Source organism: Streptomyces lunalinharesii, from assembly GCF_039532155.1.
GTDB lineage: Bacteria > Actinomycetota > Actinomycetes > Streptomycetales > Streptomycetaceae > Streptomyces > Streptomyces lunalinharesii.
The window spans coordinates 68,077-94,406 of record NZ_BAAARK010000027.1 but is presented as its reverse complement, the minus strand read 5'-3'; the positions used below and the strand labels follow the sequence as shown (position 1 = coordinate 94,406).

The 26,330-nt window shown below is 73.4% G+C and carries 19 protein-coding genes; 14 read left to right on the top strand and 5 right to left on the bottom strand.

Features of this window, described 5'->3' with window-relative positions:
- Positions 1 to 606 precede the first annotated feature (606 nt).
- The 12 genes from ABD385_RS30670 (at position 607) to ABD385_RS30615 (ending at position 18,573) form a co-directional block, all read left to right on the top strand.
- A complete protein-coding gene (locus ABD385_RS30670; protein ID WP_344582175.1) occupies positions 607 to 996 on the top strand; it encodes a cell division protein SepF in 390 nt (129 codons plus the stop codon).
- A 55-nt stretch (positions 997 to 1,051) separates the two neighbouring features.
- On the top strand, positions 1,052 to 2,491 hold the full coding sequence (locus ABD385_RS30665) for an AAA family ATPase (protein WP_344582173.1): 1,440 nt from the start codon (positions 1,052 to 1,054) through the stop codon (positions 2,489 to 2,491).
- The gene (locus ABD385_RS30660) at positions 2,488 to 2,844 is read left to right on the top strand and encodes a nucleotide pyrophosphohydrolase (RefSeq protein ID WP_344582172.1); all 357 of its coding nucleotides are present in this window, start codon (positions 2,488 to 2,490) and stop codon (positions 2,842 to 2,844) included. The genes ABD385_RS30665 and ABD385_RS30660 overlap by 4 nt, the downstream gene beginning before the upstream one ends.
- Before the next feature lie 510 nt (positions 2,845 to 3,354).
- A complete protein-coding gene (locus ABD385_RS30655) occupies positions 3,355 to 3,810 on the top strand; it encodes a DUF6099 family protein (RefSeq protein WP_344582189.1) in 456 nt (151 codons plus the stop codon).
- Positions 3,811 to 4,977: 1,167 nt separating this feature from the next.
- The gene (locus tag ABD385_RS30650; RefSeq protein ID WP_344582170.1) at positions 4,978 to 5,901 is read left to right on the top strand and encodes an LLM class F420-dependent oxidoreductase; all 924 of its coding nucleotides are present in this window, start codon (positions 4,978 to 4,980) and stop codon (positions 5,899 to 5,901) included.
- Between the two features lie 251 nt (positions 5,902 to 6,152).
- Positions 6,153 to 7,847, top strand: coding sequence for a 3' terminal RNA ribose 2'-O-methyltransferase Hen1 (locus ABD385_RS30645; protein ID WP_344582168.1), 1,695 nt, complete (start codon positions 6,153 to 6,155; stop codon positions 7,845 to 7,847).
- The gene (locus ABD385_RS30640) at positions 7,844 to 10,618 is read left to right on the top strand and encodes a polynucleotide kinase-phosphatase (protein WP_344582167.1); all 2,775 of its coding nucleotides are present in this window, start codon (positions 7,844 to 7,846) and stop codon (positions 10,616 to 10,618) included. Before ABD385_RS30645 ends, ABD385_RS30640 begins: the two co-directional genes overlap by 4 nt.
- Positions 10,619 to 10,752: 134 nt before the next feature.
- Entirely contained in the window at positions 10,753 to 11,988 is a 1,236-nt protein-coding gene (locus ABD385_RS30635) for an arginine deiminase (protein ID WP_344582166.1), read from the top strand.
- A gap of 318 nt (positions 11,989 to 12,306) precedes the next feature.
- Positions 12,307 to 13,311, top strand: a complete 1,005-nt coding sequence (gene argF, locus ABD385_RS30630; RefSeq protein ID WP_344582164.1) for an ornithine carbamoyltransferase — start codon at positions 12,307 to 12,309, stop codon at positions 13,309 to 13,311.
- 187 nt (positions 13,312 to 13,498) lie between these two features.
- Positions 13,499 to 15,046: an amino acid permease gene (locus ABD385_RS30625; protein ID WP_344582162.1), complete on the top strand. Its 1,548-nt coding sequence runs from the start codon at positions 13,499 to 13,501 to the stop codon at positions 15,044 to 15,046.
- A gap of 306 nt (positions 15,047 to 15,352) precedes the next feature.
- The gene (locus tag ABD385_RS30620) at positions 15,353 to 16,180 is read left to right on the top strand and encodes an enoyl-CoA hydratase family protein (RefSeq protein ID WP_344582161.1); all 828 of its coding nucleotides are present in this window, start codon (positions 15,353 to 15,355) and stop codon (positions 16,178 to 16,180) included.
- Complete coding sequence (locus tag ABD385_RS30615) at positions 16,177 to 18,573, top strand: oxidoreductase (protein ID WP_344582187.1); 2,397 nt, start codon at positions 16,177 to 16,179, stop codon at positions 18,571 to 18,573. Before ABD385_RS30620 ends, ABD385_RS30615 begins: the two co-directional genes overlap by 4 nt.
- 70 nt (positions 18,574 to 18,643) lie before the next feature.
- Here the strand turns inward: ABD385_RS30615 and ABD385_RS30610 are convergent, their stop codons facing one another.
- Both ABD385_RS30610 and ABD385_RS30605 read right to left on the bottom strand, forming a co-directional pair.
- The gene (locus ABD385_RS30610) at positions 18,644 to 19,651 is read right to left on the bottom strand and encodes a ScbA/BarX family gamma-butyrolactone biosynthesis protein (RefSeq protein WP_344582160.1); all 1,008 of its coding nucleotides are present in this window, start codon (positions 19,649 to 19,651) and stop codon (positions 18,644 to 18,646) included.
- Positions 19,652 to 19,791: 140 nt separating this feature from the next.
- Positions 19,792 to 20,409: a ScbR family autoregulator-binding transcription factor gene (locus ABD385_RS30605; protein WP_344582159.1), complete on the bottom strand. Its 618-nt coding sequence runs from the start codon at positions 20,407 to 20,409 to the stop codon at positions 19,792 to 19,794.
- Positions 20,410 to 20,603: 194 nt separating this feature from the next.
- On the opposite strand from ABD385_RS30605, the gene ABD385_RS30600 reads away from it, so the two are divergent.
- Positions 20,604 to 21,635, top strand: a complete 1,032-nt coding sequence (locus tag ABD385_RS30600) for an MDR family NADP-dependent oxidoreductase (RefSeq protein WP_344582158.1) — start codon at positions 20,604 to 20,606, stop codon at positions 21,633 to 21,635.
- 51 nt (positions 21,636 to 21,686) lie between these two features.
- Here the strand turns inward: ABD385_RS30600 and ABD385_RS30595 are convergent, their stop codons facing one another.
- Positions 21,687 to 22,337 (bottom strand): TetR family transcriptional regulator, encoded by a 651-nt coding sequence (locus tag ABD385_RS30595; RefSeq protein ID WP_344582156.1) that lies wholly within the window; start codon positions 22,335 to 22,337, stop codon positions 21,687 to 21,689.
- A gap of 452 nt (positions 22,338 to 22,789) precedes the next feature.
- On the opposite strand from ABD385_RS30595, the gene ABD385_RS30590 reads away from it, so the two are divergent.
- A complete protein-coding gene (locus ABD385_RS30590; RefSeq protein ID WP_344582155.1) occupies positions 22,790 to 23,596 on the top strand; it encodes an HAD family hydrolase in 807 nt (268 codons plus the stop codon).
- 125 nt (positions 23,597 to 23,721) lie between these two features.
- Here ABD385_RS30590 and ABD385_RS30585 read toward each other — a convergent pair whose 3' ends face one another.
- Together ABD385_RS30585 and ABD385_RS30580 are read right to left on the bottom strand one after the other, a co-directional pair.
- Positions 23,722 to 24,594, bottom strand: coding sequence for a PaaX family transcriptional regulator (locus ABD385_RS30585; protein ID WP_344582154.1), 873 nt, complete (start codon positions 24,592 to 24,594; stop codon positions 23,722 to 23,724).
- Between the two features lie 4 nt (positions 24,595 to 24,598).
- Positions 24,599 to 26,206, bottom strand: coding sequence for an AMP-binding protein (locus tag ABD385_RS30580; RefSeq protein ID WP_344582153.1), 1,608 nt, complete (start codon positions 26,204 to 26,206; stop codon positions 24,599 to 24,601).
- Positions 26,207 to 26,330: the final 124 nt, after the last annotated feature.

Here is a 26,330-nt window from a genome sequence, read left to right as displayed (position 1 = left end):
GCAACGTTTTGTGTTCATGGGGCTACCGTACGAGGCTCCGGCGGAGTCGCGTTCGGCCTGTGGAAAACCTTGCGCGAAGCGACGTTGGCGATGTCGTCGCTGTGCCTGCCCCTCTGAGTCCCCGTCGCCGTCAGTGGTGCGTGGTCGCAACGTACTTGGGTTCCGGGGTGGGGTGTCGGGAGCGCGTCGCTCGTTCACGGGGTGGCGTTGCGGTGCTCGGGGGCGTCGTTCCCTGTGCGGCATCGTTTCCGTGATGAACCCCACGTCTGGGGTTGCGGTGGCGGGGATGTGAGGGTGCTCTTCGGCGCTGGCTCACGGGTGATCAGTGCAGGCTGTCGGGCGCAAATGTGAGTGCATGTCAGGCAGTTGTGGGTCAGTCGGTGGGCGGGGGCGCCCGGCTGTCGTCACAAGAGAGGATGAACAGGCATACAGAAACTCGACCCGGTAGATCTGTCCAGGTGTCAGCACTGGTCAGGGCTATGAGGCAGGATGGGAGAGGCTACGTCGCCGCGTGTGTCGTGGTCGGCGACCTTTGTAGGTTTATCTCTAGAATCGTGCGATGCACATACCGCAGAAAGCCAGCGCTCCTCTGGGTGAGGTGATTCGGTGAACGGCCCCGATGCCACCGACGAGCAGTGGGAAGGGCTCGCCGAAGTCGTACCGCTACGCGGCGGCAACGAATGGCCCTCCTGGCCCGACCACCGGGCCCTCCCGGACGACGAACCGACGGAGGAGACCCGGCGGTTCATCGTCATCCGCGTCCAGACCTTCGCGGACGCGAGGGAAGTGGCCGAGTACCTCATGGCGCAGTTGCCGGTCCTGTTGGACCTCAGCAGCGCGGACACCGACGTCGCCAAGCGCATCCTGGACTTCGCCAGCGGGGTCGTCTTCGGGCTGGGAAGTGGCATGCACCGGGTGGACACCAATGTGTTCCTCCTGGCGCCGGCCGGTACCGAGGTCGCCGAGCCGGCGGCGGGCAGCGTCCCCCGTTCGTAGGAAGAGCAGTTGGGCGTAACGGTTCTCCGCGCGGTCGACTGCATAGCGTCCCCGCATGGATACCGACAGTGCACGTCCGGCGGTCACCGAATTACGGCTGTCCGCCTTCAAGACGCATCGTGGCGTCACCCTGCCGCTCGGCCCGTTGACGTTGCTCAGCGGCGACAGCGGAAGCGGCAAGTCCAGTGTGTTGCAGGCCTACGAGATCCTCGCCAGGCTCGGCAGCGGCGACCCGTTGGAACGGGCCGTGGGGGTGGTGGCGGGCGGGGCCTCCGCCTGCGTGCCGGCCGACGCCCGTCCCGATGACCAGGGGCGGCGCGGCTTCCGCATCGGCTGCACGGTCGACGGCTCGGTGGGCCCGGTCCACCTCGACCTCGCGGTTCAGGCCGAACCCGAACTCCGCATCGTGGGGGAGCGGTTGACCGGCTGCGGCGCGACGCTGCTGACCACCGCCCTCACCGATCCGACCCGCTCCGCCGTCCAGGCGGCCTGGTACACCGCCGGCGCGACCCCGGTGACCCGTGCTCCGCTCCCCGACGACCGGCTGGCCACCTCCCTCCTCCCGCTGCGGGTCGCGGGTAAGACGGAGGGGCAGCGCCTCGTCCTGGCCGCCGCGGAACAGGTCGTGGTGGCGCTGCGTTCGGTGTTCGTGTGCGATCCGCGGCCGGAGGCGATGCGGGGGCAGGCGGCGGGGGACGCCGCGGAAGGCGGCCCTGCCGCGGCGGGCGCGTCCGGCGGGGGAGGCGCGGGCCGCGGTCCCGGGGCGCGGGGTGGGGGCCGGGGCGGTGGTCCGGGCCGGGCCGGGAAGGGCGGTGGCACCGGAGGCCCCGGAGGGGCGGCGGCGCTGCCGCGTGGTCGTAAGGGCATCCGCAGCGGCAGTGAAGCCAGCGGTTGGGGCCACGACGAAGAGCGGGACGAGGGGCGGCTGCGGTCGTCCTGCGACAACCTCGCGGCCGTGTTGGAGCGCACCAGCCGCGAATGCGCCCGACGGCACGCCATCCTCGTCGCGGCTGTACGGGACGCCTGTGCCGGGCCCGTCGACGGGCTGCGGGCGGTGCCGCGGCAGCCGGATGCCACGACGGCACCGGACGTCACGGACGCCCGCGGAGCCGGCGACGGGGCGGTGACGGGTGGGCAGGGGCTGCCGGACCTACGGGACGTTCGGACGGTCCTCGACCGCGGTGACCTGGGAGAGATGCCCGTCGAGCAGCTCGGCGACGGAGAGCTGCGGTTCCTCGGGCTGGCGCTGGTGCTCCTCACCGGTCCCGGGGTGTTGGCGATGGATCCGGCCGGGGAGATCCCGTCGGCGCTGCAGCAGATGACGGTGATGGCGGACGGCATGGATCGCTGCATGGACCGGCGTCAGGCCCGGGAGCTGGTGTCGCTGGCCGTGCGGATGGCCGAGCGCGGACACGTCCGGCTGCTGGGCACGGTGCGGGACCCGACGGTCGCCGAGGGGCTGCCCGACGTGCGGGTGCTAAACCTAGGGGTATGAGTGAGGACCTTCATGCCCTGCAGCGACGCCTGGCCGACTTCGCGGCCGCCCGGGACTGGCAGCAGTACCACACCCCCAAGAACCTCGCTGCGGCGCTCAGCGTGGAGGCCGCGGAACTGGTCGAGATCTTCCAGTGGTTGACGCCGGAGCAGTCGGCCGCGGTCATGGTCGACCCGAAGGCGGCCGGTCGGGTGGAGGACGAGGTCGCGGACGTCCTCGCGTACCTGCTCCAGTTCTGCCAGGCGCTGGGCATCGACCCGCTGACCGCGCTCGCCGCGAAGATCGAACGGAACGAGTCGCGGTTCCCGGCGGTCCGGCAGGCACCGCCGGACCGGCCGCGGGGCGGCGAGTGACCGTCGGGCGGACGGACCGCGGGCGTCGCGGGACGGTCTGAGGCCGGAGGGGTGGCGGGGCCGCCACCCCTCCGGCCTTTCCACGCCGGTTGCGGGCCGGCTCGCGCCGCGGGCCGTACTCCGGTCCGTGCGCCGGTGCCGTGGGCGTCGTCCGGCGGCCGTTCCCGCCGTCGGAGGGTGTTGTGCGCCGCGAGGGGCGTGTCCCGAACGCAAGGTCGGGGCGGCGGAGGCAAGTGTGCCGAAAGGGCGTTGAGTGGTGCGTGTGGTCCCCGTCATGCTGGGGGGTTGGAGGCATCAGAGTGGCGTGCGGGGGAGTCTCGACGGTCCGAAGCGCCGCTGAGACCGCCTCAAATCCGCCTCCCGTCACTCTATGGAGTCACGGATCTTTCCACAGCGCCTTGGTTGTCCACAGATTTGCGAATTCCTCTGGCCTTTTTGGCTGTTGGGCCTCACTCTGGGTAGTGGAAGGAGGGCGGAGCGATGCGCATGACGAAGGAAGGAGGGACACGGATGGACGCGGTGCGGATCATCGCGGCCAGTCGGCGCGGGCTGGCTCAGGCGAACACGGTGCACGACGTGGTCGTCGAGGCGTGGCAGGCGCAAGCCTTGGCGGAGGCGATAGGCAGCCATCTCGCGATATTCGGTCCGTACGAAGTGCGGTCCAGAGCCCGAGGGTTGGGCGACGCGGGCGGGCGGTCCAGCGGGGGACTGCTGTGCTCGGCGACGACCAACGGCGGACTTCGAGCGACCCAGTTGACCGAGATACGCGATGCCAAAGCGGCTTTAATCGGTCTGTGCCAACTGCTGCGAGAGGTGTGCGAGGCGCTGGTGGGGGTGGTGATCTCGGCGGAGGAGGAGGGGCTGTACTGGACCTGCGTCGAAGCCATGGACACCGCCGACGAATCGCGGGACCACGTCGCCGGAATACTGGAGAAGCTGGAGGTACGCGCCCGGCACCTTGCCTGACAGTGGGCGGGCCGTCCCTCGACCTGCCCTCTGCCGCCACGGTCGGCCAGGCTGGCAACCCAGCCGACTGAGCAACCCCACCGGCACGCCTAGGGCGAGGCACGTCCTCCACGCCCGGGCGGCCCGCGGCCCTGGCCTTTCGCGCTCTCGGCCGGTCGCATCGGCAAGCGAGACCCGATTCTTTCGCTTCCGGTTCCGCTTCCGCTTCCGGTTCTCGCCGGCGCTTCGCCCGTTTTTCGTCTGCGGTGTTCTTCGGCGGTGGTCTTCGGCGGTCTTCTTCCGCGGTGTTCTTTCGTCATCCGTGCCGTCCTCTGTCCCGTCCGCCGTCCTGTTCTCTGCCCTGTTCTCCGTCCCGTTCTTTGGTCTCCTCTTCCGTCAGTCCTCCTTCCTCCCGTTGGCCCCTCGCCTCGCCTCGCTTCCCTCCTCTTCCTTCGCTCCTCTCCTCGCCTTCCTTCCTCTTTCGCTGTTCCTTCCTGCTTGTTTCCGTCTGGGGTGGTCTTTCTTGCGTCCTGCTTTCTTCTGCTGCCTGCGCTTTCGGCCTCTCTGGGGGCTCAGGGGAATCGGCGGTCGTCCCGCTCACGTTGCTCGTGCTGTGGCCACGTGCCTGCGTCGGGTTCTGGGGCGAGGGCCGCGGTACGACGCACACGGTGGTGGCGGATCGCGAGCTGACGCATCGCAAGGTGATGCATGGCGAGCTGATGCATGCCGATCCGGCGGCGAACGGGGCGATGCCTGGGGAGGAGTGCATCGAGGTGTTCCGCAGTCACGGAGCGCTCCACCGGGAACGGGTAGAGGGGCGCCCAGCCGGATGGCCTTCTCAAGTGCCAGGCACACTCTGCGCCACGTACGCCCTGCGCAGCGGGTCCATCGCGCACACCGGACCGCCACGTCCTCGCCGCACCCACCGGCCGCGCCAGAGACGTCACGTAGACCGGGCCCGCCGCGTGCATTGGGTCTGCCACGTACATCGCTCCCACTACGGGCTCCGGGCTCACCATGGACTCCGCGCCCACCACGTATATCGCCCCGCCGCGGAACCCGGGCCCGTCACGTAAACCGCCCCGGTCTGCCGGGCCTTCCACTCGCCCGCCGCGCAGCAGGATGGACTTGCTTGGGATGTTGATGGGCCCGGGTGATTGTTCGGTGGGCGCCGTGCAGGATGGAGGTATGGACCTACGCATCTTCACCGAGCCCCAGCAGGGGGCTTCCTACGACACCCTTCTGACGGTCGCCAAGGCCACCGAGGACCTCGGGTTCGACGCCTTCTTCCGTTCCGACCACTACCTCCGGATGGGGAACTCCGACGGCCTGCCCGGGCCGACGGACGCGTGGATCACACTGGCCGGCCTGGCCCGTGAGACCAAGCGGATCCGGCTCGGCACGTTGATGACGGCCGGCACCTTCCGGCTGCCGGGCGTGCTGGCCATCCAGGTCGCGCAGGTCGACCAGATGTCCGGTGGTCGGGTCGAACTCGGGCTGGGCGCCGGGTGGTTCGAGGAGGAGCACAAGGCGTACGGCATCCCGTTCCCGAAGGAGAAGTTCGGGCGGCTGGAGGAGCAGCTCGCGATCGTCACCGGTCTGTGGGCCACGGAAGTGGGTGCGGAGTTCTCCTACGAAGGACGCCACTACCAGCTGGAGAAGTCGCCCGCGCTGCCCAAGCCGGCGCAGGCCAAGGTGCCGGTGCTGATCGGGGGCCACGGGGCGACCCGCACGCCGCGGCTGGCGGCTCAGTACGCGGACGAGTTCAACATGCCCTTCGCCTCGTTGGAGGACAGCGAGCGACAGTTCGGACGGGTGCGGGCGGCCGCCGAGGCCGCCGGGCGCAAGGGCGACGACCTGGTGTACTCCAACGCCCTGGTCGCCTGCGTCGGCAAGGACGACGCCGAGGTGGCGCGGCGGGCCGCGGCCATCGGGCGCGAGGTGCACGAGCTCAAGGCCAACGGACTGGCCGGCTCGCCCGCGGAGGTCGTGGACAAGCTCGGCCGGTACGCGGCCATCGGCTCGTCCCGGGCCTATCTCCAGATCCTGGACCTGGCGGACCTGGACCACCTGGAACTGATCTCCGCCCAGGTCCAGTCGCAGCTGGGTTGAGGGCTGAAGGCTGAAGGCTGAGGGCCGAGCGCAGGGGGCGGCGTGCGCGGGGCGGGGGCGGGTGGCCAACGGTCGTGTCCCCGGGCACGTCGGGTCCGTTCCCGCCCGGGGCGAGCACGTCACGGGTGGGGGCGGCGCGATCCGGGGGCGGCGGGCGGCGAGACCGGGGCGCGCGGGGGTGCCTGTTGCCTGGCTGCGGCGCGCGGAAAAATCGGTGGGGAAGCGGCACCGGACACACCGATACTCATCGTGTGTTTCTGACCATCACCACCACAGGCACCACCGACCGTCCCGCGACCGACCTCGGGTTCTTGTTGCACAAGCATCCCGACAAGGCGCAACGGTTCTCGACCGCGTACGGCACCGCGCACGTCTTCTACCCGGAGGCGCATGCGGAACGGTGCACGGCCGCACTGCTGTTGGAGGTCGATCCGGTGGCCCTGGTCCGCCGGGGGAGCGGGAAGGGCCGTGGCGGGGCCCCGGACGCGGCGCTGGCGCGGTACGTGAACGACCGGCCCTACGCGGCGTCGTCGCTGTTGGCGGTGGCGCTGCGGAGCGTCTTCGACAGTGCGATGAAGGGGCAGTGCGAGGCCCGCCCGGAGCTGGTCGGGCGGCCGCTGCCGTTGCGCGTCGAGGTGCCGGTGCTGCCCGCCCGGGGCGGTGGCGCGCTGGTGGAGAAGCTGTTCCGGCCGCTGGGCTGGTCGGTGCGGGCCGAGCCGCTGCCGTTGGACGAGACCTTCCCCGAGTGGGGCGACTCGCGCTACGTGCGGCTGGTCCTGGAGGGTGCGTGCGAACTGGCCGCCGCGCTGCGGCACCTGTACGTGCTGCTGCCGGTCCTGGACGACGCCCAGCACTACTGGGTGACGCCCGACGAGGTCGACAAGTTGCTGCGGGCCGGCGAGGGATGGCTGGAGGGCCACCCCGAGCGGGAGTTGATCGTCGGCCGGTATCTGGCCCGTCGCCGGTCGTTGGCCCGTGAGGCGATGGCGCGACTGGAGCTGGCGCGGCTGGCCGAGACGGACGACGCGGCGGTCGAGGAGTTCGACAACGCGGTGGACGAGATGGCGGACACCGAGGAGCAGCCCGTGCCGCTCGCCGTGCGGCGGCGGGACGCGATCCTCGGCGTGCTGCGCTCGGCCGGCGCGGCCCGCGTCCTCGATCTGGGCTGTGGACAGGGGCAGTTGATCGGTGCGCTCCTCAAGGAGGCGCGGTTCACCGAGGTCGTCGGGATGGACGTCTCGATGCGGGCGCTCCAGGAGGCCCGGCGCCGGCTCCGCCTGGAGAGCATGTCCGAGCGGCAGGCGCAGCGGGTGCGGCTGGTCCAGGGTTCGTTGGCGTACGTGGACGGTCGGCTCAAGGGCTTCGACGCGGCGGTGCTCAGCGAGGTCGTGGAGCACGTGGACCCGGAGCGGTTGTCGGCGCTGGAGTACGCGGTGTTCGGTGCCGCCCGGCCCCGGACGGTCGTCGTGACCACGCCCAACGTCGAGTACAACGTGCGCTGGGAGTCGTTGCCCGCCGGGCGGGTGCGGCATCCGGACCACCGGTTCGAGTGGACGCGGGGGGAGTTCCGGCGCTGGGCGGGGGACGTCGGCGCGCGGTACGGCTACGCGGTGACGTTCGACCCGGTGGGACCGGAGGACCCTCAGGTCGGGGCACCCACCCAACTGGCCTGCTTCCGTCGCGAGGACGGTGGTGCCCGCGAGGACGGTGGTGCCCGCAAGGACTGTGGTGCCCGCGAGGACGGTGGGGTCAGTGCGGGTGGAGGTGTCTGTGTGGACGGCGGTGCCCGTGCGAACGATGGTGTCCATGCAGACGGTGGTGCCCGTGCGGGCGGTGAAGCTCGGGGGAGCGGCGAGTACGGCACACCGGACGTAAGAGGTAGTAGCGGGAGTAGAGGTAGTAGGGGAATGAGCGGGAAAGCGCGCGTCGAGGGGGCGGCGGCATGACGGACGGGAACCGCACGTCAGGGCCGCAGCAGGGGGCCGAGGGGCCGGCCGCGGGGGCGGAGTCCGGTGCGCCGGATCCGGTGCACGGCCCGGGCCCGCGGGCGCTCGGCGTGCCCGACCTGTCGTTGGTGGTGCTGATCGGCGCGACCGGCTCCGGCAAGTCGACCTTCGCAGCCCGGCACTTCAAGCCGACCGAGGTGGTCTCGTCGGACGTCTGCCGGGGGCTGGTCAGCGACGACGCCAACGACCAGGCCGCCAGCGGCGACGCGTTCGAGGTGCTGCACTTCATCGTGGGCAAGCGGCTCGCGGCCGGCCGGTTGACGGTGGTGGACGCCACCAACGTGCAGGCCGAGTCGCGCGCCCAGCTGGTGCGGCTGGCCCGCGAGCACGACGTGCCGCCGGTCGCGATCGTGCTGGACGTGCCCGAACAGGTCTGCGCGGAGCGGAACGCGGCGCGCGCCGACCGGGCCGGCCTGCCGCGCCGTGTCATCCAGCGCCACCAGCGCGAACTGCGCGGCTCGGTGGGGAAGTTGGCGCGCGAGGGGTTCCGCACGGTGCACGTGCTGCGCGGCGAGCGGGAGGTCGAGGGCGTCGAGGTCGTCCGGGAGCGGCGGTTCAACGACCTGCGCCACCTGACGGGGCCGTTCGACGTCGTCGGTGACGTCCACGGGTGCCGCGCGGAGCTGGAGGCCCTGCTCGACCGGCTCGGCTACGCGCTCGCCAGGGACGCCGCCGGGCGGGCCGTGGACGCGGTGCATCCCGAGGGCCGCACGGCGGTCTTCGTCGGGGACCTCGTCGACCGGGGACCGGACAGTCCGGGCGTGCTGCGCCTGGTGATGGGCATGGTGGCGTCCGGCCACGCCCTGTGCGTGTCCGGGAACCACGAGAACAAGCTCGGCCGGCACCTCGACGGTCGCACGGTGCGGCACACGCACGGCCTGGCCGAAACCGTCGAGCAGTTGGCGAGGGAGGACGAGGCGTTCCGTGCCGGGGTCGCGGAGTTCATCAAGGGGCTGGTCAGCCACTACGTCCTCGACGGCGGCGGACTGGTGGTGTGCCATGCCGGACTGCCGGAGAAGTACCACGGCCGCACGTCGGGCCGGGTGCGGTCGTTCGCGCTGTACGGCGACACCACGGGCGAGACCGACGAGTTCGGGCTGCCCGTGCGCTACCCGTGGGCGGAGGAGTACCGCGGCCGCGCCGCCGTCGTCTACGGGCACACGCCCACCCCGCGCGCCGGCTGGCTCAACAACACCCTCTGCCTGGACACCGGCTGCGCCTTCGGCGGGAAGCTGACCGCACTGCGCTGGCCGGAGCGCGAACTGGTCGACGTGCCGGCCGAACGGGTCTGGTACGCGCCCACCAAGCCGTTGGCGGCCGAGGCGCCGGGCGGGGCCGACGGCCGCCCGCTGGACCTCGGGGACGTGGCCGGTCGCCGCACGGTCGAGACCCGCCACATGGGCCGGCTCGCGGTCAGGGAGGAGAACGCCGCGGCGGCCCTGGAGGTGATGAGCCGCTTCGCGCTGGATCCGCGGCTGCTGCCGTACCTCCCGCCGACCATGGCGCCCTGCGCGACGGCCGAGCCCTCCGACGAGGCGGACGCCCGGGGCGAGGGCTTCTTGGAGCACCCGCGGGAGGCGTTCGCCGAGTACCGCGCGGCGGGCGTGGGCGAGGTGGTGTGCGAGGAGAAGCACATGGGGTCCCGGGCGGTCGTGCTGGTCTGCCGCTCCGAGGCGGTGGCCCGCGAACGGTTCGGCGTGCCGGACGGGGCGTCGGGCGCCGTGTACACCCGCACCGGCCGACCGTTCTTCGACGACCGCGCGACGACGGAGCGGCTGCTCGGCCGGGTCCGGGACTGCGTGGAACGGGCCGGGCTGTGGGCGGAACTGGAGACCCCGTGGCTGCTCCTGGACGCCGAGTTGATGCCCTGGTCCCTCAAGGCGACGGGGTTGCTGCGGACGCAGTACGCGGCGGTCGGCGCGGCGTCGAGGTCGGTGTTCCCCGGGGCGCTCGGCGCGTTGGAGGCGGCGGCCGCCCGCGGGGTCGACGTGGCGTCGCTGCTGGACCGCCAGCGCGGGCGGGCCGCCGATGCCGCGGCGTTCACCGACGCCTACCGGCGGTACTGCTGGCGGGTCGGCGCGGCGGACCCGAGCGCGGCCGCCGCCGGGTCCACCGGGTCGGCCGGCATCCGGCTCGCCCCGTTCCAGCTGCTCGCCGTCGAGGGTCGCAGCCTGGCTGCCGTGCCGCACACCGAGCAACTGGCCCTGATCGACCGCCTGTTGGCGGCCGAACGGGCGCTGCTGGAGGAGGCCGGCGACGCCGCACCGCAGGCCGCGGGGCCCGCCGCCGACCGCTCGCCACTGCTCGCGCCGACCCGGCGGTTGGTCGTCGACACTGAGGACGAGGCGTCGGTCGCGGCCGGCGTCGCGTGGTGGCTGGACCTGACCGCCGACGGCGGCGAGGGCATGGTGGTCAAGCCGGTCGGCGCGCTGGTCCGGCAGCCGGACGGGCGGCTCGTGCAGCCGGGCGTCAAGTGCCGCGGTCGGGAGTACCTGCGGATCGTCTACGGCTCGGAGTACACCCGCCCGGAGAACCTACGTCGCCTGCGCGCCCGGCACTTGGGGCACAAGCGCTCGCTGGCACTGCGCGAGTACGCCCTGGGCCTGGAGGCGCTCGACCGGCTGGCGGACGGGGAACCGCTCTGGCGGGTCCACGAGGCGGTCTTCGCGGTGCTCGCGCTTCAGTCGGAGCCGGTCGACCCGCGACTGTGACCGGCCGCGCCCCGGGCGGCCCGGGTGGTTCAGGCCCCCCGGGCCACCCGGGCCCCCGGCCCGCCCCGGGGGCGACGCCGCCCGACATGGCGCGACTCCCGACGTCGCGCGCCCGGAGCGGACAAGATGGGGAGATGGGATTCCATGTCGACTCAGAGGCCGGGCGGCTGCGCCGGGTGATCCTGCACCGCCCCGATCTGGAACTGAAGCGGCTCACCCCGTCCAACAAGGACACCCTGCTCTTCGACGACGTGCTGTGGGTGCGCCGGGCCCGGGCCGAGCACGACGGGTTCGCCGACGTGCTCCGCGACCGGGGCGTCGAGGTCCACCTCTTCGGGGACCTGCTGGCCGAGAGCCTGCAGATCCCCGAGGCGCGGACGCTGGTCCTGGACCGGGTCTTCGACGAGAAGGAGTACGGGCCGCTGGCGACCGACCACTTGCGGGCGGCGTTCGAGCAGCTGCCGGTGCCCGAACTCGTCGAGGCGCTGGTCGGCGGGATGACCAAGCGCGAGTTCCTGGAACGCCACCCCGAACCCACCTCGGTCCGCTTCCACGTGATGGACCTCGACGACTTCCTGTTGGGGCCGCTGCCCAACCACCTCTTCACCCGCGACACCTCCGCCTGGATCTACGACGGGGTGTCGATCAACTCGATGCGCTGGCCCGCCCGGCAGCGCGAGACCGTGCACTACGAGGCCATCTACCACCACCACCCGCTCTTCCGCGACGCGTCGTTCCACGTCTGGTCCGAGGGCCAGGCGGACTACCCCTCGACGATCGAGGGCGGCGACGTCCTGGTGCTGGGCAACGGCGCGGTGCTGATCGGCATGAGCGAGCGGACCACCCCGCAGGCGGTGGAACTCCTGGCGCGCGGGCTGTTCGCCGCCGGTTCCGCCCGGACGATCGTGGCGCTGGACATGCCCAAGCGCCGCGCGTTCATGCACCTGGACACGGTCATGACGATGGTCGACGGGGACACCTTCACCCAGTACGCCGGCCTGGGCATGCTCCGCTCGTACACCATCGAACCGGGGGCCGGCGCCCAGGACCTCAAGGTCACCGACCATCCGCCGGAGCACATGCACCGCGCCATAGCGGCCTCCCTGGGGCTGGCCGACATCCGGGTGCTCACCGCGACCCAGGACGTCCACGCGGCCGAGCGCGAGCAGTGGGACGACGGCTGCAACGTGCTGGCCGTGGAGCCCGGCGTGGTGGTCGCCTATGAGCGCAACGTCACCACCAACACCTTCCTGCGCAAGCGCGGCATCGAGGTGATCACGATCCCCGGCAGCGAACTGGGCCGGGGCCGCGGCGGACCGCGCTGCATGAGCTGTCCGGTGACGCGGGACCCCGTGCCGGGCCTCGGCTGACCGGGGGCGGAGCGCGGGTGCGGGCGAGCCGGGGCGGGGCCGGTCGGCCCCGCCCACCCGGGCGGGCGGCGACGCGGGCCCCGTGCCACGGTGGAGGCGGGCCCCGGTGCGCCTCCGTGCGCCGGGGCGTACGGGATTGGGGCGTGCTCCCGGGGGCAGCATCGTATAGAGATACGGAAGCTCGTATAGACTTCCAGAGTCCGTACGGGATCGATCCCGCCGCAGGTCCGATCCGCCCACCGGGTCCGCACCCGGTTGCGGTCCGGACCCGGTACCGACGACCCGCCCCTCCCGACCGCCGCGAACCAGGAGCCCCCCATGGCGATAGACCTCACGGGCCGCCACTTCCTCAAGGAGCTGGACTTCAGCGCCGAGGAGTTCCGCCGACTGATCGACCTGGCCGCCGAGCTGAAGGCGGCCAAGCGCACCGGTACCGAGGTCCGCCGCCTGAACGGCCGCAACATCGCCCTGATCTTCGAGAAGACCTCCACCCGGACCCGCTGCTCCTTCGAGGTCGCCGCCGCCGACCAGGGCGCGACCACCACCTACCTCGACCCGTCCGGCTCGCAGATGGGGCACAAGGAGTCGGTCAAGGACACCGCCCGCGTCCTCGGCCGGATGTTCGACGCCATCGAGTTCCGCGGCAGCCGCCACGCCGACGTCGAGGAACTCGCCGCGCACGCCGGGGTGCCCGTCTACAACGGGCTCACCGACGACTGGCACCCCACCCAGATGCTCGCCGACGTCCTGACCATGATCGAGCACGGCGGCGGCCGGCCCCTGCCGGAGACCGCCTTCGCCTACCTCGGCGACGCCCGCAACAACATGGGCAACTCCTACCTCGTCACCGGTGCCCTGCTCGGCATGGACGTGCGGATCGTGGCCCCCCGGAAGCTGTGGCCCGAGGAGACCGTCATCGCCCGGGCGCGCGCCCTCGCGGAGACCAGCGGGGCCCGCATCACCCTCACCGAAGACGTCACCGAGGGCGTGCGGGGTGCCGATTTCGTCACCACCGACGTCTGGGTCTCCATGGGCGAGCCCAAGGAGGTCTGGGACGAGCGGATCGCCCTGCTCGCCCCGTACGCGGTCACGATGGACGTGCTGCGCGCCACCGGCAAGCCCGGGGTGAAGTTCCTGCACTGCCTGCCCGCCTACCACGACCTCGGCACCGAGATCGGCCGGGAGATCCACGCCCGCCACGGCCTGGACTCGCTGGAGGTCACCGACGAGGTCTTCGAGTCCGCGCACTCGGTGGTCTTCGACGAGGCGGAGAACCGCATGCACACCATCAAGGCCGTGCTGGTGGCCACGCTGGCCCCCTGAGGCCGGCGGCGACCGCCGCCGGCGGTGCGCCGGGCGGCGCGGGGCCGTGCGCCCACGTGCGCGATCTTGCGGCGGGGATGGGTACCATCGAGCCGCTCACGGGGTTCGGACCCACCGGTCCGGACCCCGCTGCGTGCCCGGCCCACCCGCGCCGCGCGCCTCGCACCACCCAAGGGAGAACCACCCCATGCCCCGCCCAGGCGCGACGGGACTGCGCATCAAGTCCCCCGATCTGCTCATCGCCGAATCCGGCGCGGACCTGAACGGCCACGGGCTGCGGCGCAGCATGGGCCTCTTCCAGCTCGTCTGCTTCGGCATCGGCGCCGTCGTCGGCACGGGCATCTTCGTCGGGCTCTCCGACACCGTCGCCCAGGCCGGCCCCGCGGTCGTCGTCTCCTTCGTCCTGGCGGCCGTCACCTGCGTCTTCACCGCCTTCTCCTTCGCCGAACTGGGCGGCGCGATCCCGGTCTCCGGCAGCTCCTACTCCTACGCCTACGCCACCCTCGGCGAGCGCACCGCCTTCCTCGTCGGCTGGTGCCTGCTGCTCGAATACGGCGTCTCGGTCTCGGCGGTCGCCGTCGGCTGGGGCCAGTACCTCAACCAGCTCCTGGGGAGCCTCACCGGCTGGCAGCTGCCCGCCGCGCTCGCCAACCCGCCCGGCGACGGCGGCGTCGTCAACCTCCCCGCCGTGGTCGTGGTGCTGCTGGCCGCGCTGCTGCTGGTCCGCGGGGTCCGGGAGAGCGCCCGGGCCACCGCCGCGATGGCGGTCCTCAAGCTGGCGGTCCTGGTGCTGTTCTGCGTGATCGGCTTCGGGGCGTTCCGCAGCGGCAACCTCTCCCCGTTCGCCCCGGAGGGCCTCGCCGGGATCACCTCCGGCGCCTCCGTCGCGTTCTTCTCCTACATCGGCTTCGACTCGATCACCACCGCCGGCGAGGAGGTGCGCAACCCGCGCCGCAACGTCCCCCTCGCCATCCTGATCTGCATCGGGGTGGTGACCGTGCTGTACTGCCTGGTCGCGCTGGCCGCCATCGGGGCGCTGTCCTCCCCAGAGGTCGCCGGCCGGCCCGCGGCGCTGTCGCTGATCGTCGACCGGGTCACCCACTCCGACCTCGGCGGCGCGGTGATCGCCTTCGGCGCGGTCGTCGCCATCGCCTCCGTGGTCCTCGCCGTGATGTACGGCCAGACCCGCATCCTGATGGCGATGGCCCGCGACGGCCTGGTCCCGCGGGCCTTCGCCCGGGTCTCACCGCGCACCGCCACGCCCGTCGCCAACACCTGGATCGTCGCCGTGGTCTTCGCGGTGCCGGCCGCCGTCGTCCCGCTGGACATGGTGATGAACCTCAGCAGCGTCGGCACGCTGGCCGTCATGGCGGTGGTCAACGTCAGCGTCCTGGTCCTGCGCCGCACCCGGCCCGACCTGCCGCGCCACTTCCGGGTCCCGCTCGCGCCGCTCTGCCCCCTGCTCGGCGTCGCCTTCTGCGGCTACCTCGTCTACGGCACCGGCCCGGCCACCTGGCTCCAGTTCGCCGCGTTCCTCGCCGTCGGCGCGGTGGTCTACTCGCTCTACGGGCGCCGCCGTTCCCGCCTCGCGGCCGACGCCGACGCCGCTGCCGCCCCGGACGGTGCGGTGAGCGTCCCGACGTCGCGCCCCGACGCCGGGACGGACGAGGCCACCCGCGACGGGGCCGCACCTGCCGCCACGACGGCCGCGGCCCGCGCGGCACGGGAAGACTGAACGGCACCGCACCGCCGCACCGCACCGCCGCGCGGCGTCCGGCGCGGGCCGGCGGCCGCACGGCGCCCCGGACCCGCCGGACGCCCCGCCCGACCACCGGCGGTCACCGACCGCCGGCCGGTCTCCACCGCCCCCTTCCGGCCCGGCCGGACGCGCACCCGCCGCGCCGCTCCACCTATCGCGCCCTCGTGACGACGGTCACGAACCAGTGATAGCTTCGAGGGGCATTCCGCGCGTCCCGCACCGCCACCGCATCCGCGGCCACCGCACGCACCAGCCATCCGGCTGAAGGGGGCAGGCAGACCGATGAGTCCGTTCGCAGGATCCGCCCGCAGCACCGACGCATGGCGCCACCTCAGGGTCACCACCGAGGGCGGCGTCGCCACCGTCACCCTCGCCCGTCCCGAGAAGCTCAACGCCCTCACCTTCGAGGCCTACGCCGACCTCCGCGACCTGCTCGCCGAACTCTCCCGGGAGCGCTCGGTACGCGCGCTGGTGCTGGCCGGCGAGGGCCGCGGCTTCTGCTCCGGCGGCGACGTCGAGGAGATCATCGGCGTCACCCTCGGCATGGACACCGCCCAACTCCTGGACTTCAACCGGATGACCGGACAGGTCGTCCGGGCCGTCCGGGAATGCCCCTTCCCGGTCATCGCGGCGGTGCACGGCGTGGCCGCCGGCGCCGGCGCGGTGCTCGCCCTGGCCGCCGACTTCCGCGTCGCCGACCCCTCCGCCCGCTTTGCGTTCCTCTTCACCCGCGTCGGCCTCTCCGGCGGCGACATGGGCGCCGCCTACCTGCTGCCGCGGGTCATCGGCCTCGGCCACGCCACCCGGGTGCTGATGCTCGGCGACCCGGTCCGCGCCCCCGAGGCCGAACGCCTCGGCCTGATCAGCGAACTCGCCGAGGAGGGCCGCGCCGACGAACGGGCCGCCGCCCTGGCCCGCCGGCTCGCCGAGGGCCCCGCGCTGGCCCACGCCCAGACCAAGGCCCTGCTCACCGCCGAACTCGACATGCCACTGGCCGCCGCCGTCGAACTGGACGCGGCCACCCAGGCGCTGCTGATGAACAGCGCCGACTACGCCGAGTTCCACGCCGCGTTCACGGAGAAGCGGACGCCCAAGTGGCAGGGGAAGTGACCGCCCCCGCGGGCCCGGACCACCGCCCGCTGAAGGTCGCCGTCCTCGGCGGCGGCCCCGGCGGGCTCTACGCCGCGGCCCTGCTCAAACGACTCGACCCGGGTCGGGAGGTCACCGTCTGGGAGCGCAACGCCCCCGACGACACCTTCGGCTTCGGCGTCGTCCTCTCCGACGAGACCCTCGGCGGCATCGAGCACGCCGACCCGGACGTCTACCGCGCGCTGCAAGCGGAGTTCGTGCGCTGGGACGACATCGACATCGTGCACCGCGGCCGCACCCTCACCTCCGGCGGCCACGGCTTCGCCGCCCTCGGCCGCCGCCGGCTGCTGGCCGTCCTGCACGACCGCTGCCGGTCCCTGGGCGTGCGGCTGCTCTTCCGCACCGAGGCCCCGCCGGCCGCCCTGCTCGCCCGCGACCACGACCTGGTGATCGCCGCCGACGGCGTGCACAGCGCCACCCGCACCGCCCACGCCGACGTCTTCCGGCCCCGGCTGACCACCCACCGCTGCCGCTACATCTGGCTCTCCGCCGACTTCGCCCTGGACGCCTTCCGCTTCGAGACCGCCGACACCGGCCGGGGCATCGCCCAACTCCACGCCTACCCTTACGCCCACCCGTCACCCGACCACCACCCCTCACCGACGCCTCCCCGGACCGCATCCGCGCCCCCGCACCCGACCACCGACCGCGTCGGCGTGCCGGACGGCGGCGCCAGCACCGTCATCGTCGAGATGCGCGAAGAGGTCTGGCGCGCCAACGGCCTCGACGCCCACGACGAGTCCGCGGCGGCCGCCTGGTGCGCCGCGCTCTTCGCCGACACCCTCGGCGGCCGCCCGCTGCGCACCAACAACTCCAGCTGGATCGCGTTCCGCACGGTCGTCAACGAACGCTGGTCGCACGGCCGCATCGTGCTGCTCGGCGACGCCGCGCACACCGCCCACTTCTCCATCGGCTCCGGCACCAAGCTCGCCGTCGAGGACGCCCTCGCCCTCGCCGCCTGCCTACGGGAACACCCCGCCCTGCCGGACGCCCTCGCCGCCTACGAGGCCGAGCGCCGCCCGGTCGTCGCCTCCACCCAACGCGCCGCCCGCGCCAGCCTCGCGTGGTTCGAGGACCTCGCCACCTACGCCGACCAGCCGCCGCACCAGTTCGCCTTCAACCTGCTCACCCGCAGCCGCCGGGTCACCCACGACAACCTGCGGCTGCGCGACGCCGGGTTCACCGACGCGGTGGCCGCGGCGGCGGGCGTCCCCACCGGGACCCCGCCGATGTTCACCCCCTTCCGACTGCGCGGCCTGACCCTGCGCAACCGGGTCGTGGTCTCCCCGATGGACGTGTACGCGGCCGACGACGACGGCACCCCCGGCGACTTCCACCTCGTCCACCTCGGCGCCCGCGCGCTGGGCGGCGCCGGCCTGGTGATGACGGAGATGGTCTGCGTCAGCCCCGAAGGGCGGATCACCCCGGCCTGCACCGGCCTGTACGCGCCGCAGCACGAGCGGGCCTGGCGGCGCGTCACCGACTTCGTCCACGCCCAGGCCCCCGGCACCGCCGTCGGCGTGCAACTCGGTCACGCCGGCCGCAAGGGATCGACCCGCCGGATGTGGGAGGGCATCGACCAACCGCTCCCGGACGGCAACTGGCCGCTCGTGGCCCCCTCCGCGCTGCCCTACCGCCCCGGCGTCAACCAGACCCCGCACGCCCTGACCACCGCCGAACTCCACACCGTACGCGCACAGTTCGCCCGCTCCGCCGCGGCCGCCGCCCGCGCCGGCTTCGACCTCCTCGAACTCCACTGCGCGCACGGCTACCTCCTCTCCGGCTTCCTCTCGCCGCTGACCAACCGGCGCACCGACGCCTACGGCGGCTCCCTCGCCGGCCGCCTCCGCTTCCCCCTCGAAGTCTTCGACGCGGTACGCGAACAGTGGCCGGCGGACCGCCCCATGACCGTCCGGATCTCCGCCACCGACTGGGCGGACGGCGGCACCACCCCCGACGACGCGGTGGCCCTCGCGGCCGCCTTCACCGAGCACGGCGCCGACGCCATCGACGTCTCCACCGGCCAGGTCGTGCCCGACGAGCGCCCCGACTTCGGCCGCTCCTACCAGACGCCGTTCGCCGACCGGATCCGCAACACCCTCGGCGTGCCCGTGATCGCGGTCGGCGCCATCTCCTCCTGGGACGACGTCAACTCCCTGATCCTGGCCGGCCGCACCGACCTGTGCGCCCTGGCCCGGCCCCACCTCTACGACCCGCACTGGACCCTGCACGCCGCCGCCGAACAGGGCTACAGCGGCCCGGGCGCCCCCTGGCCGCTGCCCTACCAGGCCGGTAGCCGCACCCCGCCCACCGGCCGCACCGACGCGCCGAAGCCCCGCCTCACGCTGCCCTGACGCCGGCGGCCGGGCGCAGCGCGGGGCGGGGCGGGGCGGGGCCGATACGGGGCGCGGACCGGGCGCGCCGTCAACAGGGGTCGGGCAGGCCCTCCGGCAGCGGCAGGCCGGTGACCCGGGCGTCGACCACCGGCCGGCCGTGCTGCTCGACCCGCACCGCCACCTCCCGACGACCGTCGGCGCCCGCCGCGGCGGCCCGCGCCGCCACCCAGCACGGCGCGTCCAACTCGGCGTACCGCGCGAAGGAGCAGTCCAGCGCGACCGGCAGCGACCAGTGGGGCGCCACGGCCCGGGCGGCCTGCCGGGCCGCCTCGACCATCAGCATGCCCGGGACGTGGTCCACGGGATGGTCGAACAGCACCGGGTGCGCGGTGTCCACCCGCAACCGCCAGCAGTCGGCGAGGTCGGCGCGGCCGGTGGGGGAGAGCACCACGTCCGCGGCCCGGTCCCGGCCCACCACCGGCGGGGCGACCGGCTCCGACGGCGGCAGCCGGCGGGCGTTGGCGCGCAGCAGGTCGCCGTACTCGCCGCGCAGCCGGCGGTAGACGGCCGGACTGTGGCAGGTGTAGTCCAGGGACGCCCGGGCCAGTTCGGCGCCGTCGCGCACGATGCGGAACTCCTGGCGGACGCCGGCCAACTGCTTGCGGCGGCGGACCACCTCCTGGTCGGTGACGTGCAGCGCGACGTCGGCCGGCGTGTGGGTGGCGCGCAGCGCTTGCGGGCGCAGGACGTAGCTGACCTTCTGCCAGATGATCGGGTGGTCCAGCGGCACGCCGTGCGCGACGTGGCTCAGTAATATCCCCGTCTGCCGCACCGTCTCGATCAGCAGCAGCGGATCGTGCAGGCCGCCCGCCGGCCCGTAGAAGCTGTGCGCGCGGGGCCACTGGGCCGTCACCAGCCAGCCGCCCGGCCCCTCCTGCCGCCAGTTGGTCAGGAACACCTCGGAGACCGCCGCCCGGTGCACGTACTCCCGCGGTACGGTCGTGGTCAGCGCCCGCGGTCGGTTTCCGTCCGCCCACCGCCCCGGGAGGTCGTCGGATCGCTCACGTGCGGACGGGCTGAGGATGGCGCTGGCCATGAAGGTCCTTTCGGAGAGGAACGGCTCTCGGCGCCCCGGCGAACGGCATCCGATCTCCCGGCCAAGATACGAACCATGCGGTTTGTTTTCCAGTGATGAGCGCGCCGTTCCCCCGTCAGGGCGACACCCCTGGTGAACGGTCAGACGGCGATGCGCGCGGAGCGCCCCTGTGGGTCCAGATGGCCCAGCGCCCCCGGTGCCGCCAGGCCCGGCAGGGTGTGCCGCCACAGGGCCGTGACCCGCTCGGGCAGGTCGGCGCGGTTGGTCGCCGCCCGCGAGAACAACTGCACGCCCATGTAGGCGGCGACGAAGAACTCCGCGGCCCGTTCCGGCACGACGGCGGGCAGCAGTTCGCCCTTGTCGCGGGCGTCGGCGAACATCGCGGTGATGATGTCGGTCCATGCCTGGTAGGGGACCAGCGGCTCCTCGCTGAACGTCGTCTCGACCGCGATCCGGGTGCCGGCCTGCAACAACGGATCGCTGCGCAGCGCCAGGGCGACCTGGTGGGTGAAGTCGATGGCGTCCTGGAGGCGGGAGTCGCTGACCGGTGGCACGAACGGCTCGGTCTGCTCCCGGATGACCGCGCGCGCCAGGGCGTCCTTGGAGCGGAAGTGGAAGTAGACGGCGCCCTTGGTGACGCCGGCGCGCTGGATGATCTCCGCCATCGTGGCGGCCTGGTAGCCGCGGATGCCGATGACGTGAGCCGCGGCCTCGAGGACGGCGCGCCGGGTGCGCACTGCGCGTTCCTGCTTGACCACCGATCATCCTCCGTATGCTCTCTTGGAGTTGTTGTGCCCGGGCGCGCCCCGCTGCCGTGGCCGCGCAGTCTATTTCCGCATCATAAAGAAGCCAACCGTGCGGTATTGATAGCCGACGGCGCGTCCCTGGCCGGAATGCGTGGCCCGGCGACGCGGTGCCGCGCGGTGCCGTCGAACGTCCGAGGAGCAGATCGATGACCGTCCCCGCCGCACCCGGCCTCCCCGCAGTCCACCGGGAAGTGCGGCTCGTCCGCCAGGTCAGCGGTGAGCAAGTGACGGAGCGTCACTTCGAGCTGGCGGAGGTGCCGCTGCCCGCGCTCCAGCCCGGTCAGGTGCTGGTCCGCACCCGCTTCATGGCGGTCACCGCGGCGATGCGCACGCGGATGACCGCGGCCCGGCTGCCGATGCCGTCCTTCGAGCCCGGCCGGCCGCTGTGGGGCTCCGCGGTCGGCGAGGTCGTGGCCGCCGAGGGCGCCGCCCTCGCCCCCGGCGACCTCGTCCACCACCCTTACGGCTGGCGGGAGTTCGCCGCCGTCGACGAGGCGCGCGCCCAGCGGCTGGCTCCCGACGCCCTGCCCTTCCCGGCCGCCCACCTCTCCCAGGGGGCCACCGCCTGGGGAGCGCTGCGCCGGGCGGCCGGGGTCCGGCCCGGCGACACCGTCTTCGTCAGCGGCGCGGCCGGCGGCGTGGGCAGCATGGCCGGCCAGCTCGCCCGCCGCCTGGGCGCCACCCGGGTGATCGGCAGCACCGGCTCGGAGGCCAAGGCGTCCCGCCTGCGGACGGAGTTGGGGTACGACGCCACGGTGGTGCGCGGCGCCGGGCCTATCGAGGAGCAACTGCGCCGGGCGGCGCCGGACGGCATCGACGTGCTGCTGGACCTCGTCGGTGGCGAGCAGCTGCGCGCGGCGCTCGCGCTGGCGCGTCCGGAGGCGAGGTTCGCGCTGGTCGGCGCACTCTCCAGCCAGATGGGCGAGGGGGGTGGGGTGGTCAGTCCGGTCGAACTCGACGCGGGACTGATCATCACGCGCCGGGTGGCGCTGCGCGGCTTCGGGGTGTACGCGCATCCCGACCTTCCGGCCCAGTGGACGGCGGAGTTCGGTCGGGGGCTGCGGGACGGCTCCCTCGCCTTCCCGCACGTCCTGCTGCAAGGGATCGCGCAGGCGCCGCGGGCGCTCTGCGAACTCACCCAGGGGCGCCATGTCGGGTCGGTGCTCGTGGAGTTGTGAGAACGGCGCGGGGCCGGTGCGCGGCGCGGGGCGGGCGCCGCGGGCGGTCGGTCAGCCGGCCGGGACCTGCGCCGGCGCCGGGATTCCGGCCGGGAACCGGCCCGACGCGGCGGGCAGCAGCCCCCACAGCCCGGTGACCGCCTCCGCGTCCCACCACGTCCGGTCGCCGCCGCCCAGGTGCAAAAGGCCCACCACGATCGACGTCAGCAGCTGGGCGGTGCGGCGGGGTTCGGCGTCCGAGGGGTGCGGGCCGGTGAGGCCGTCCCCGATGCCGACCGGCGCGCCGGTGCCGCAGGTGACCGCCTTGTCGAGGAAGAGCGCGTACCAGCGCTGCTCCAAGGCGTGGATGTCCAGCCCCGGTGCGGTCTCCGGGCGCAGTCGCAGGCCGGCGCGGAGCACCGCGTCCGACTGCACCCGGCCGAACAGCTCCACGGCGAAGTTCCGGACCGCGACGGTCAGGGGCTCGGGAGAGCGCGCGAAGCCCTCCTCGATCTCGTTGAGGGTGGCCAGGGCGGCGTCCCGCACCGCGAGGGTGAGGTCGTCCTTCGACGTGAAGTGGAAGTACAGGGCACCCTTGCTCAGTCGGGCCCGCCGGCTGATCTCGACCATGCCTGCGGCGGGTACCCCCTTCTCCAGGAAGGTCTCGGCGGCCGAGCGGATGAGTGCCTGACGGCTTTGGATGGCGCGATGCTGCGTGGGCACGGTGTCCGTCCCGTCTCTCGTACGACTGCAACGTGTTTGCAGTCTACAGAGAAAACCAACCATGCGGTTCGCTATGGCTGAGCGAAATGGCCGGAACCCCGCTGACCTGTCGGGAAGTGATCGCTCGGGCCGGTGGGCCAGGGGTCTGTGCCGTGCGGCGCCGGGGGGCTATGTCCAGTGTGGGGGGCCTGGGGAGGCTTGTCGACCGTCAGGGACGGGCTAAGGCACATTGACAAACAGCGCAGGCGGTTTTTAAATCTCCGAAGGCGGTAAACGGGACGATCCCTTCCGATGCCGCCGCCTCGACGGTCGCGTGCCGCCCTTGGACAGCGGTGCGCCTCGGCGAGACCGCCTCTGCCGCCACAGTCGTCGACCGCAGGCCCGCCCGACCAGCTGAGCCCGCACAGTCACCCGAGCCCCCGCACCCACGGAACCCGGAAAGGTCCCCCTCCATGCGCGTATCAATGGAAGTCGGCGAACGTCCTGTGAGAGGCGCGCGGAGCGCCGGCGGTGAGACCCTCAAGGCCGCCGTCTTCGATCTGGACGGCACCCTCGCCAACACCCTGCCCGCGATCAGCAAGCTGCTGGTCAAGGTGGCCGCGGAGCAGGGCTGTTCGGTGACGGCGCGGCAGGCGGCCACGGCCATCGGCAAGCCCCCGGCCGCCGCGTTCGGGCGGCTGCTGGGCCGCCCCGAGGACGACGGCCGGGTCCAGGCCGCCATCTCCCGCTACCGGGAGCTGTTCGCCTACGAGGTCCTGTGCCAGGGGCCGCAGCTGCTGTACCCCGGAGTGACGGCCGGGCTGTCCGCGCTGCGCGCCCACGGCGTCGAACTCGCCGTGGCCACCTCCAAGACCACCCGCAGCGCCGAGGCCCTGCTCGACGTGATGGGCATCCGCGACCTGGTCGGACCGGTCGTGGGGCAGGACATGGTGCGCCGCGGCAAGCCGCACCCGGAGATGGTGCTGCGCGCGGCCGGCCGGTTGGGGGTCCCGGCCTGGCAGAGCGCGTACGTGGGGGACACCGTCGGGGACATGCGGATGGCGGTGACCGCGCGCATGGAGCCGGTCGCGGTCACCTACGGCAGCGGAACGTTCGGTGAACTCGCCGCGGTCGCCGGCACCCGGATGTGCAGCTCCTTCAAGGACGTGGTGTCGGTGATCGCCGCCGCCCGTCCGCGTCCGGCGGCGGCTGCCGCGGGGCCGGTCGTCCGGCCGCGCCGGGCCGCCGTCCCGGTGGGGGCGCAGCAGCGGCGACGCTGACGACGGGGGCACGGGGCGTGCCCGCGGCCCAGGGGGAACACCGGGGCCGCGGGCAGGAGGCGATGGCACGGGGCGTGCGAGGACGCGGGACACCTCCCGCTCGACCGGGGGTCGAGCGGGTCGGGTCAGCCGGCGTCCTGGGTGCGGGACGTCCCGGCCGTCGCCTCGTGCGCGTAACGGGCACCCGCCGCGTGCAGCGTGTCGTGCAGCCGGCGGAAGACCTCCGCCGCGCGGCCGCCCGGCCAGTCCGGGGGCAGCAGCGCCGGCGGCAGTCCGGGATCCGCGTAGGGCAGGCGGCGCCAGGCGTCCAGGGCGAGCAGGTAGTCGCGGTAGGCGGCCTCGGGGGGAACGGAGCGGCGCCGGTTCCACTGCTCCAGCACCGGTTCGTGCGCCGCCAGGAACGCGCGGTGCCGCGCGGCGAGCGCGTCCAGGTCCCACCAGCGGGCCACGGCCCGTGCGGTGGGCGTGAAACCGGCGTGGGCACCGGTGAACAGGTCCACGTAGGAGTCCAGTTGGAGCCGCTCCAGGGTGTGCCGGGTCTCCTCGTAGAGGTGTGCGGGGGCGATCCACACGCCGGGGGCGGCGGTGCCGAAGCCCAGGCGGGCCAGTCGGGAGCGCAGCAGGTGGCGCTTGTGCCGCTCCTCCTCGGGGACGGAGAAGACGGCCAGGACCCAGCCCGCGGGCGGTGGGCCGGTCGGCCGCCCGAATATCCGGCGGTCGCCGTCCGCCAGCAGTTGGCGGCCCGCCTCCGACAGGCCGTACGCGGCGGCGCCCGCGGTGGTGCGCTCCGGGACCAGCAGCCCGCGGCGCTTGAGCCGGGAGACCGCGGACCGCACCGACGGCGGGTCCACGCCGAGTACACCGAGCAGCCGGATCAGCGCGGCCACCGGCACCGGACCGGGCGCGCCCGGGTGGTCCGCTGTGCCGCCGCGCCCGTAGGCCCCGTAGAAGGTGACGATCAGGGACCGCGGGGTGTGCTGGGCTTGCTCGTCGCTCACCGGGTCACTCTAGTTCCCGGGAGCGCAGCCGGAACCGCTGGAGCTTGCCGGTCGGGGTGCGCGGCAGCGCGGTGTGGAAGACCACCTCGCGCGGGCACTTGTAGGGCGCGATCTGCGTTTTGACGAACGCCCGGAGCGCGCCGACCGTCTCCGGCCCGGGCGGTACGCCGTCCCGCAGCACCACGTGGGCGACGACCAGCTGACCGCGGTCCTCGTCGGGTCGGCCGACCACCGCCGCCTCGGTGACGTCCGGGTGCCGCAGCAGGGCGTCTTCGACCTCGGGGCCGGCGACGTTGTACCCGGCCGAAATGATCATGTCGTCCGCGCGGGCCACGTAGTGGAAGTAGCCGTCCCGGTCCCGTACGTAGGTGTCGCCGGTGAGGTTCCAGCCGTCGCGGACGTAGCCGGTCTGGCGGGGGTCGGCCAGGTAGCGGCAGCCGGTCGGGCCGCGGACCGCGAGCAGCCCCGGTTCGCCGTCCGGCACCGGCCGGCCGTCCGCGCCCACCACGCGCGCCTCGAAGCCGGGCACCGGCAGTCCCGTCGTCCCCGGCCGGATCGCGTCGTCGGCGGCGGACAGGAAGATGTGCAACAGCTCGGTGGCGCCGATCCCGTTGATGATCCGCAGGCCGGTCGCCTCGTGCCAGGCCCGCCACGTCGCGGCCGGCAGGTTCTCGCCGGCCGACACGCAGCGGCGCAGCGAGCCCAGGTCGTGCCCGGCGAGCTTGGGCAGCATCGCCCGGTAGGCGGTCGGCGCGGTGAACAGCACCGAGATCCGGTGCGCCGCGACGTCGGCGAGCAGCCGCTCCGGCCCGTTCCAGTCGGCCAGGTACGTCGAGGCGCCGACCCGCAGTGGGAAGACCACCAGACCGCCGAGCCCGAAGGTGAAGCCGAGCGGCGGGCTGCCGGCGAACACGTCGTCCGGTCGCGGCCGCACCACCTGCGCGGAGAAGGTGTCCGCGATGGCCAGGACGTCGCGGTGGAAGTGCAGGCACCCTTTGGGGCGGCCGGTGGTGCCCGAGGTGAAGGCGATCAGCGCGACGTCGTCGGAGGCGGTCGGCACCGCTTCGTACGGCGCGCCGCCGGGCCGGGCGCACCGCGTCAGGTCGTCCGGGCCGTCCCCGCCGAACGTCGTGATGCGCAGCCCCGGGACGCCCGCCCGGACCAGGTCGCTGACCGCGTCCGCGGCGCACAGCGCGTGCCGGACCCGGGCGAGCCCGCAGATCGTGGCGAGTTCCTCCGGCCGGTGCGCCGCCAATACGGTCACCGCCACCGCGCCGGCCTTCATGACCGCGAGCCAGCAGGCGGCCAGCCAGGGGGTGGTGGGGCCGCGCAGCAGCACCCGGTTGCCCGGCACGACGCCCAACGGGCCGGTGAGGGCGTGGGCGATCGCGTCGACGCGGGCTTGCAACTCCCCGTAGGACCACGCCCGACCGTGCGCGTCGCGGACCGCGGGGCGGTTGGGGCCCAGTCGGGCGATGGTGGCGTCGAGGAGTTCGGCGCCGCAGTTCAACCGGTCCGGATAGCCCAGGTCGGTGAGGTGCGGCCACTGCTCCGGCGGTGGTAGCCGATCGCGCGCGAAGGTGTCGGTGTGGGCCGAGGACCGTAGCTCCATGCGGGGTGCGCCCCCTTGGGCCGGGTGGCCGCCGCGCGGCCGGGGAGGGGTGGTGGTCGGGTGCGGGGACCGGGGAGGACTGCCGTACGGATCCTCGTCAGCGTAACGTCTTCGTGACGGCAGT

Bases quoted from the DNA above. Each gene is read 5' to 3' on its own strand.
- ABD385_RS30660 (WP_344582172.1), top strand. From the start codon at position 2,488: ATGAGTGAGGACCTTCATGCCCTGCAGCGACGCCTGGCCGACTTCGCG.
- ABD385_RS30655 (WP_344582189.1), top strand. From the start codon at position 3,355: ATGGACGCGGTGCGGATCATCGCGGCCAGTCGGCGCGGGCTGGCTCAG.
- ABD385_RS30635 (WP_344582166.1), top strand. From the start codon at position 10,753: ATGGGATTCCATGTCGACTCAGAGGCCGGGCGGCTGCGCCGGGTGATC.
- argF (WP_344582164.1), top strand. From the start codon at position 12,307: ATGGCGATAGACCTCACGGGCCGCCACTTCCTCAAGGAGCTGGACTTC.
- ABD385_RS30600 (WP_344582158.1), top strand. From the start codon at position 20,604: ATGACCGTCCCCGCCGCACCCGGCCTCCCCGCAGTCCACCGGGAAGTG.
- ABD385_RS30650 (WP_344582170.1), top strand. From the start codon at position 4,978: ATGGACCTACGCATCTTCACCGAGCCCCAGCAGGGGGCTTCCTACGAC.
- ABD385_RS30665 (WP_344582173.1), top strand. From the start codon at position 1,052: ATGGATACCGACAGTGCACGTCCGGCGGTCACCGAATTACGGCTGTCC.
- ABD385_RS30580 (WP_344582153.1), bottom strand. From the start codon at position 26,206: ATGGAGCTACGGTCCTCGGCCCACACCGACACCTTCGCGCGCGATCGG.
- ABD385_RS30610 (WP_344582160.1), bottom strand. From the start codon at position 19,651: ATGGCCAGCGCCATCCTCAGCCCGTCCGCACGTGAGCGATCCGACGAC.
- ABD385_RS30590 (WP_344582155.1), top strand. From the start codon at position 22,790: ATGCGCGTATCAATGGAAGTCGGCGAACGTCCTGTGAGAGGCGCGCGG.
- ABD385_RS30625 (WP_344582162.1), top strand. From the start codon at position 13,499: ATGCCCCGCCCAGGCGCGACGGGACTGCGCATCAAGTCCCCCGATCTG.
- ABD385_RS30640 (WP_344582167.1), top strand. From the start codon at position 7,844: ATGACGGACGGGAACCGCACGTCAGGGCCGCAGCAGGGGGCCGAGGGG.
- ABD385_RS30620 (WP_344582161.1), top strand. From the start codon at position 15,353: ATGAGTCCGTTCGCAGGATCCGCCCGCAGCACCGACGCATGGCGCCAC.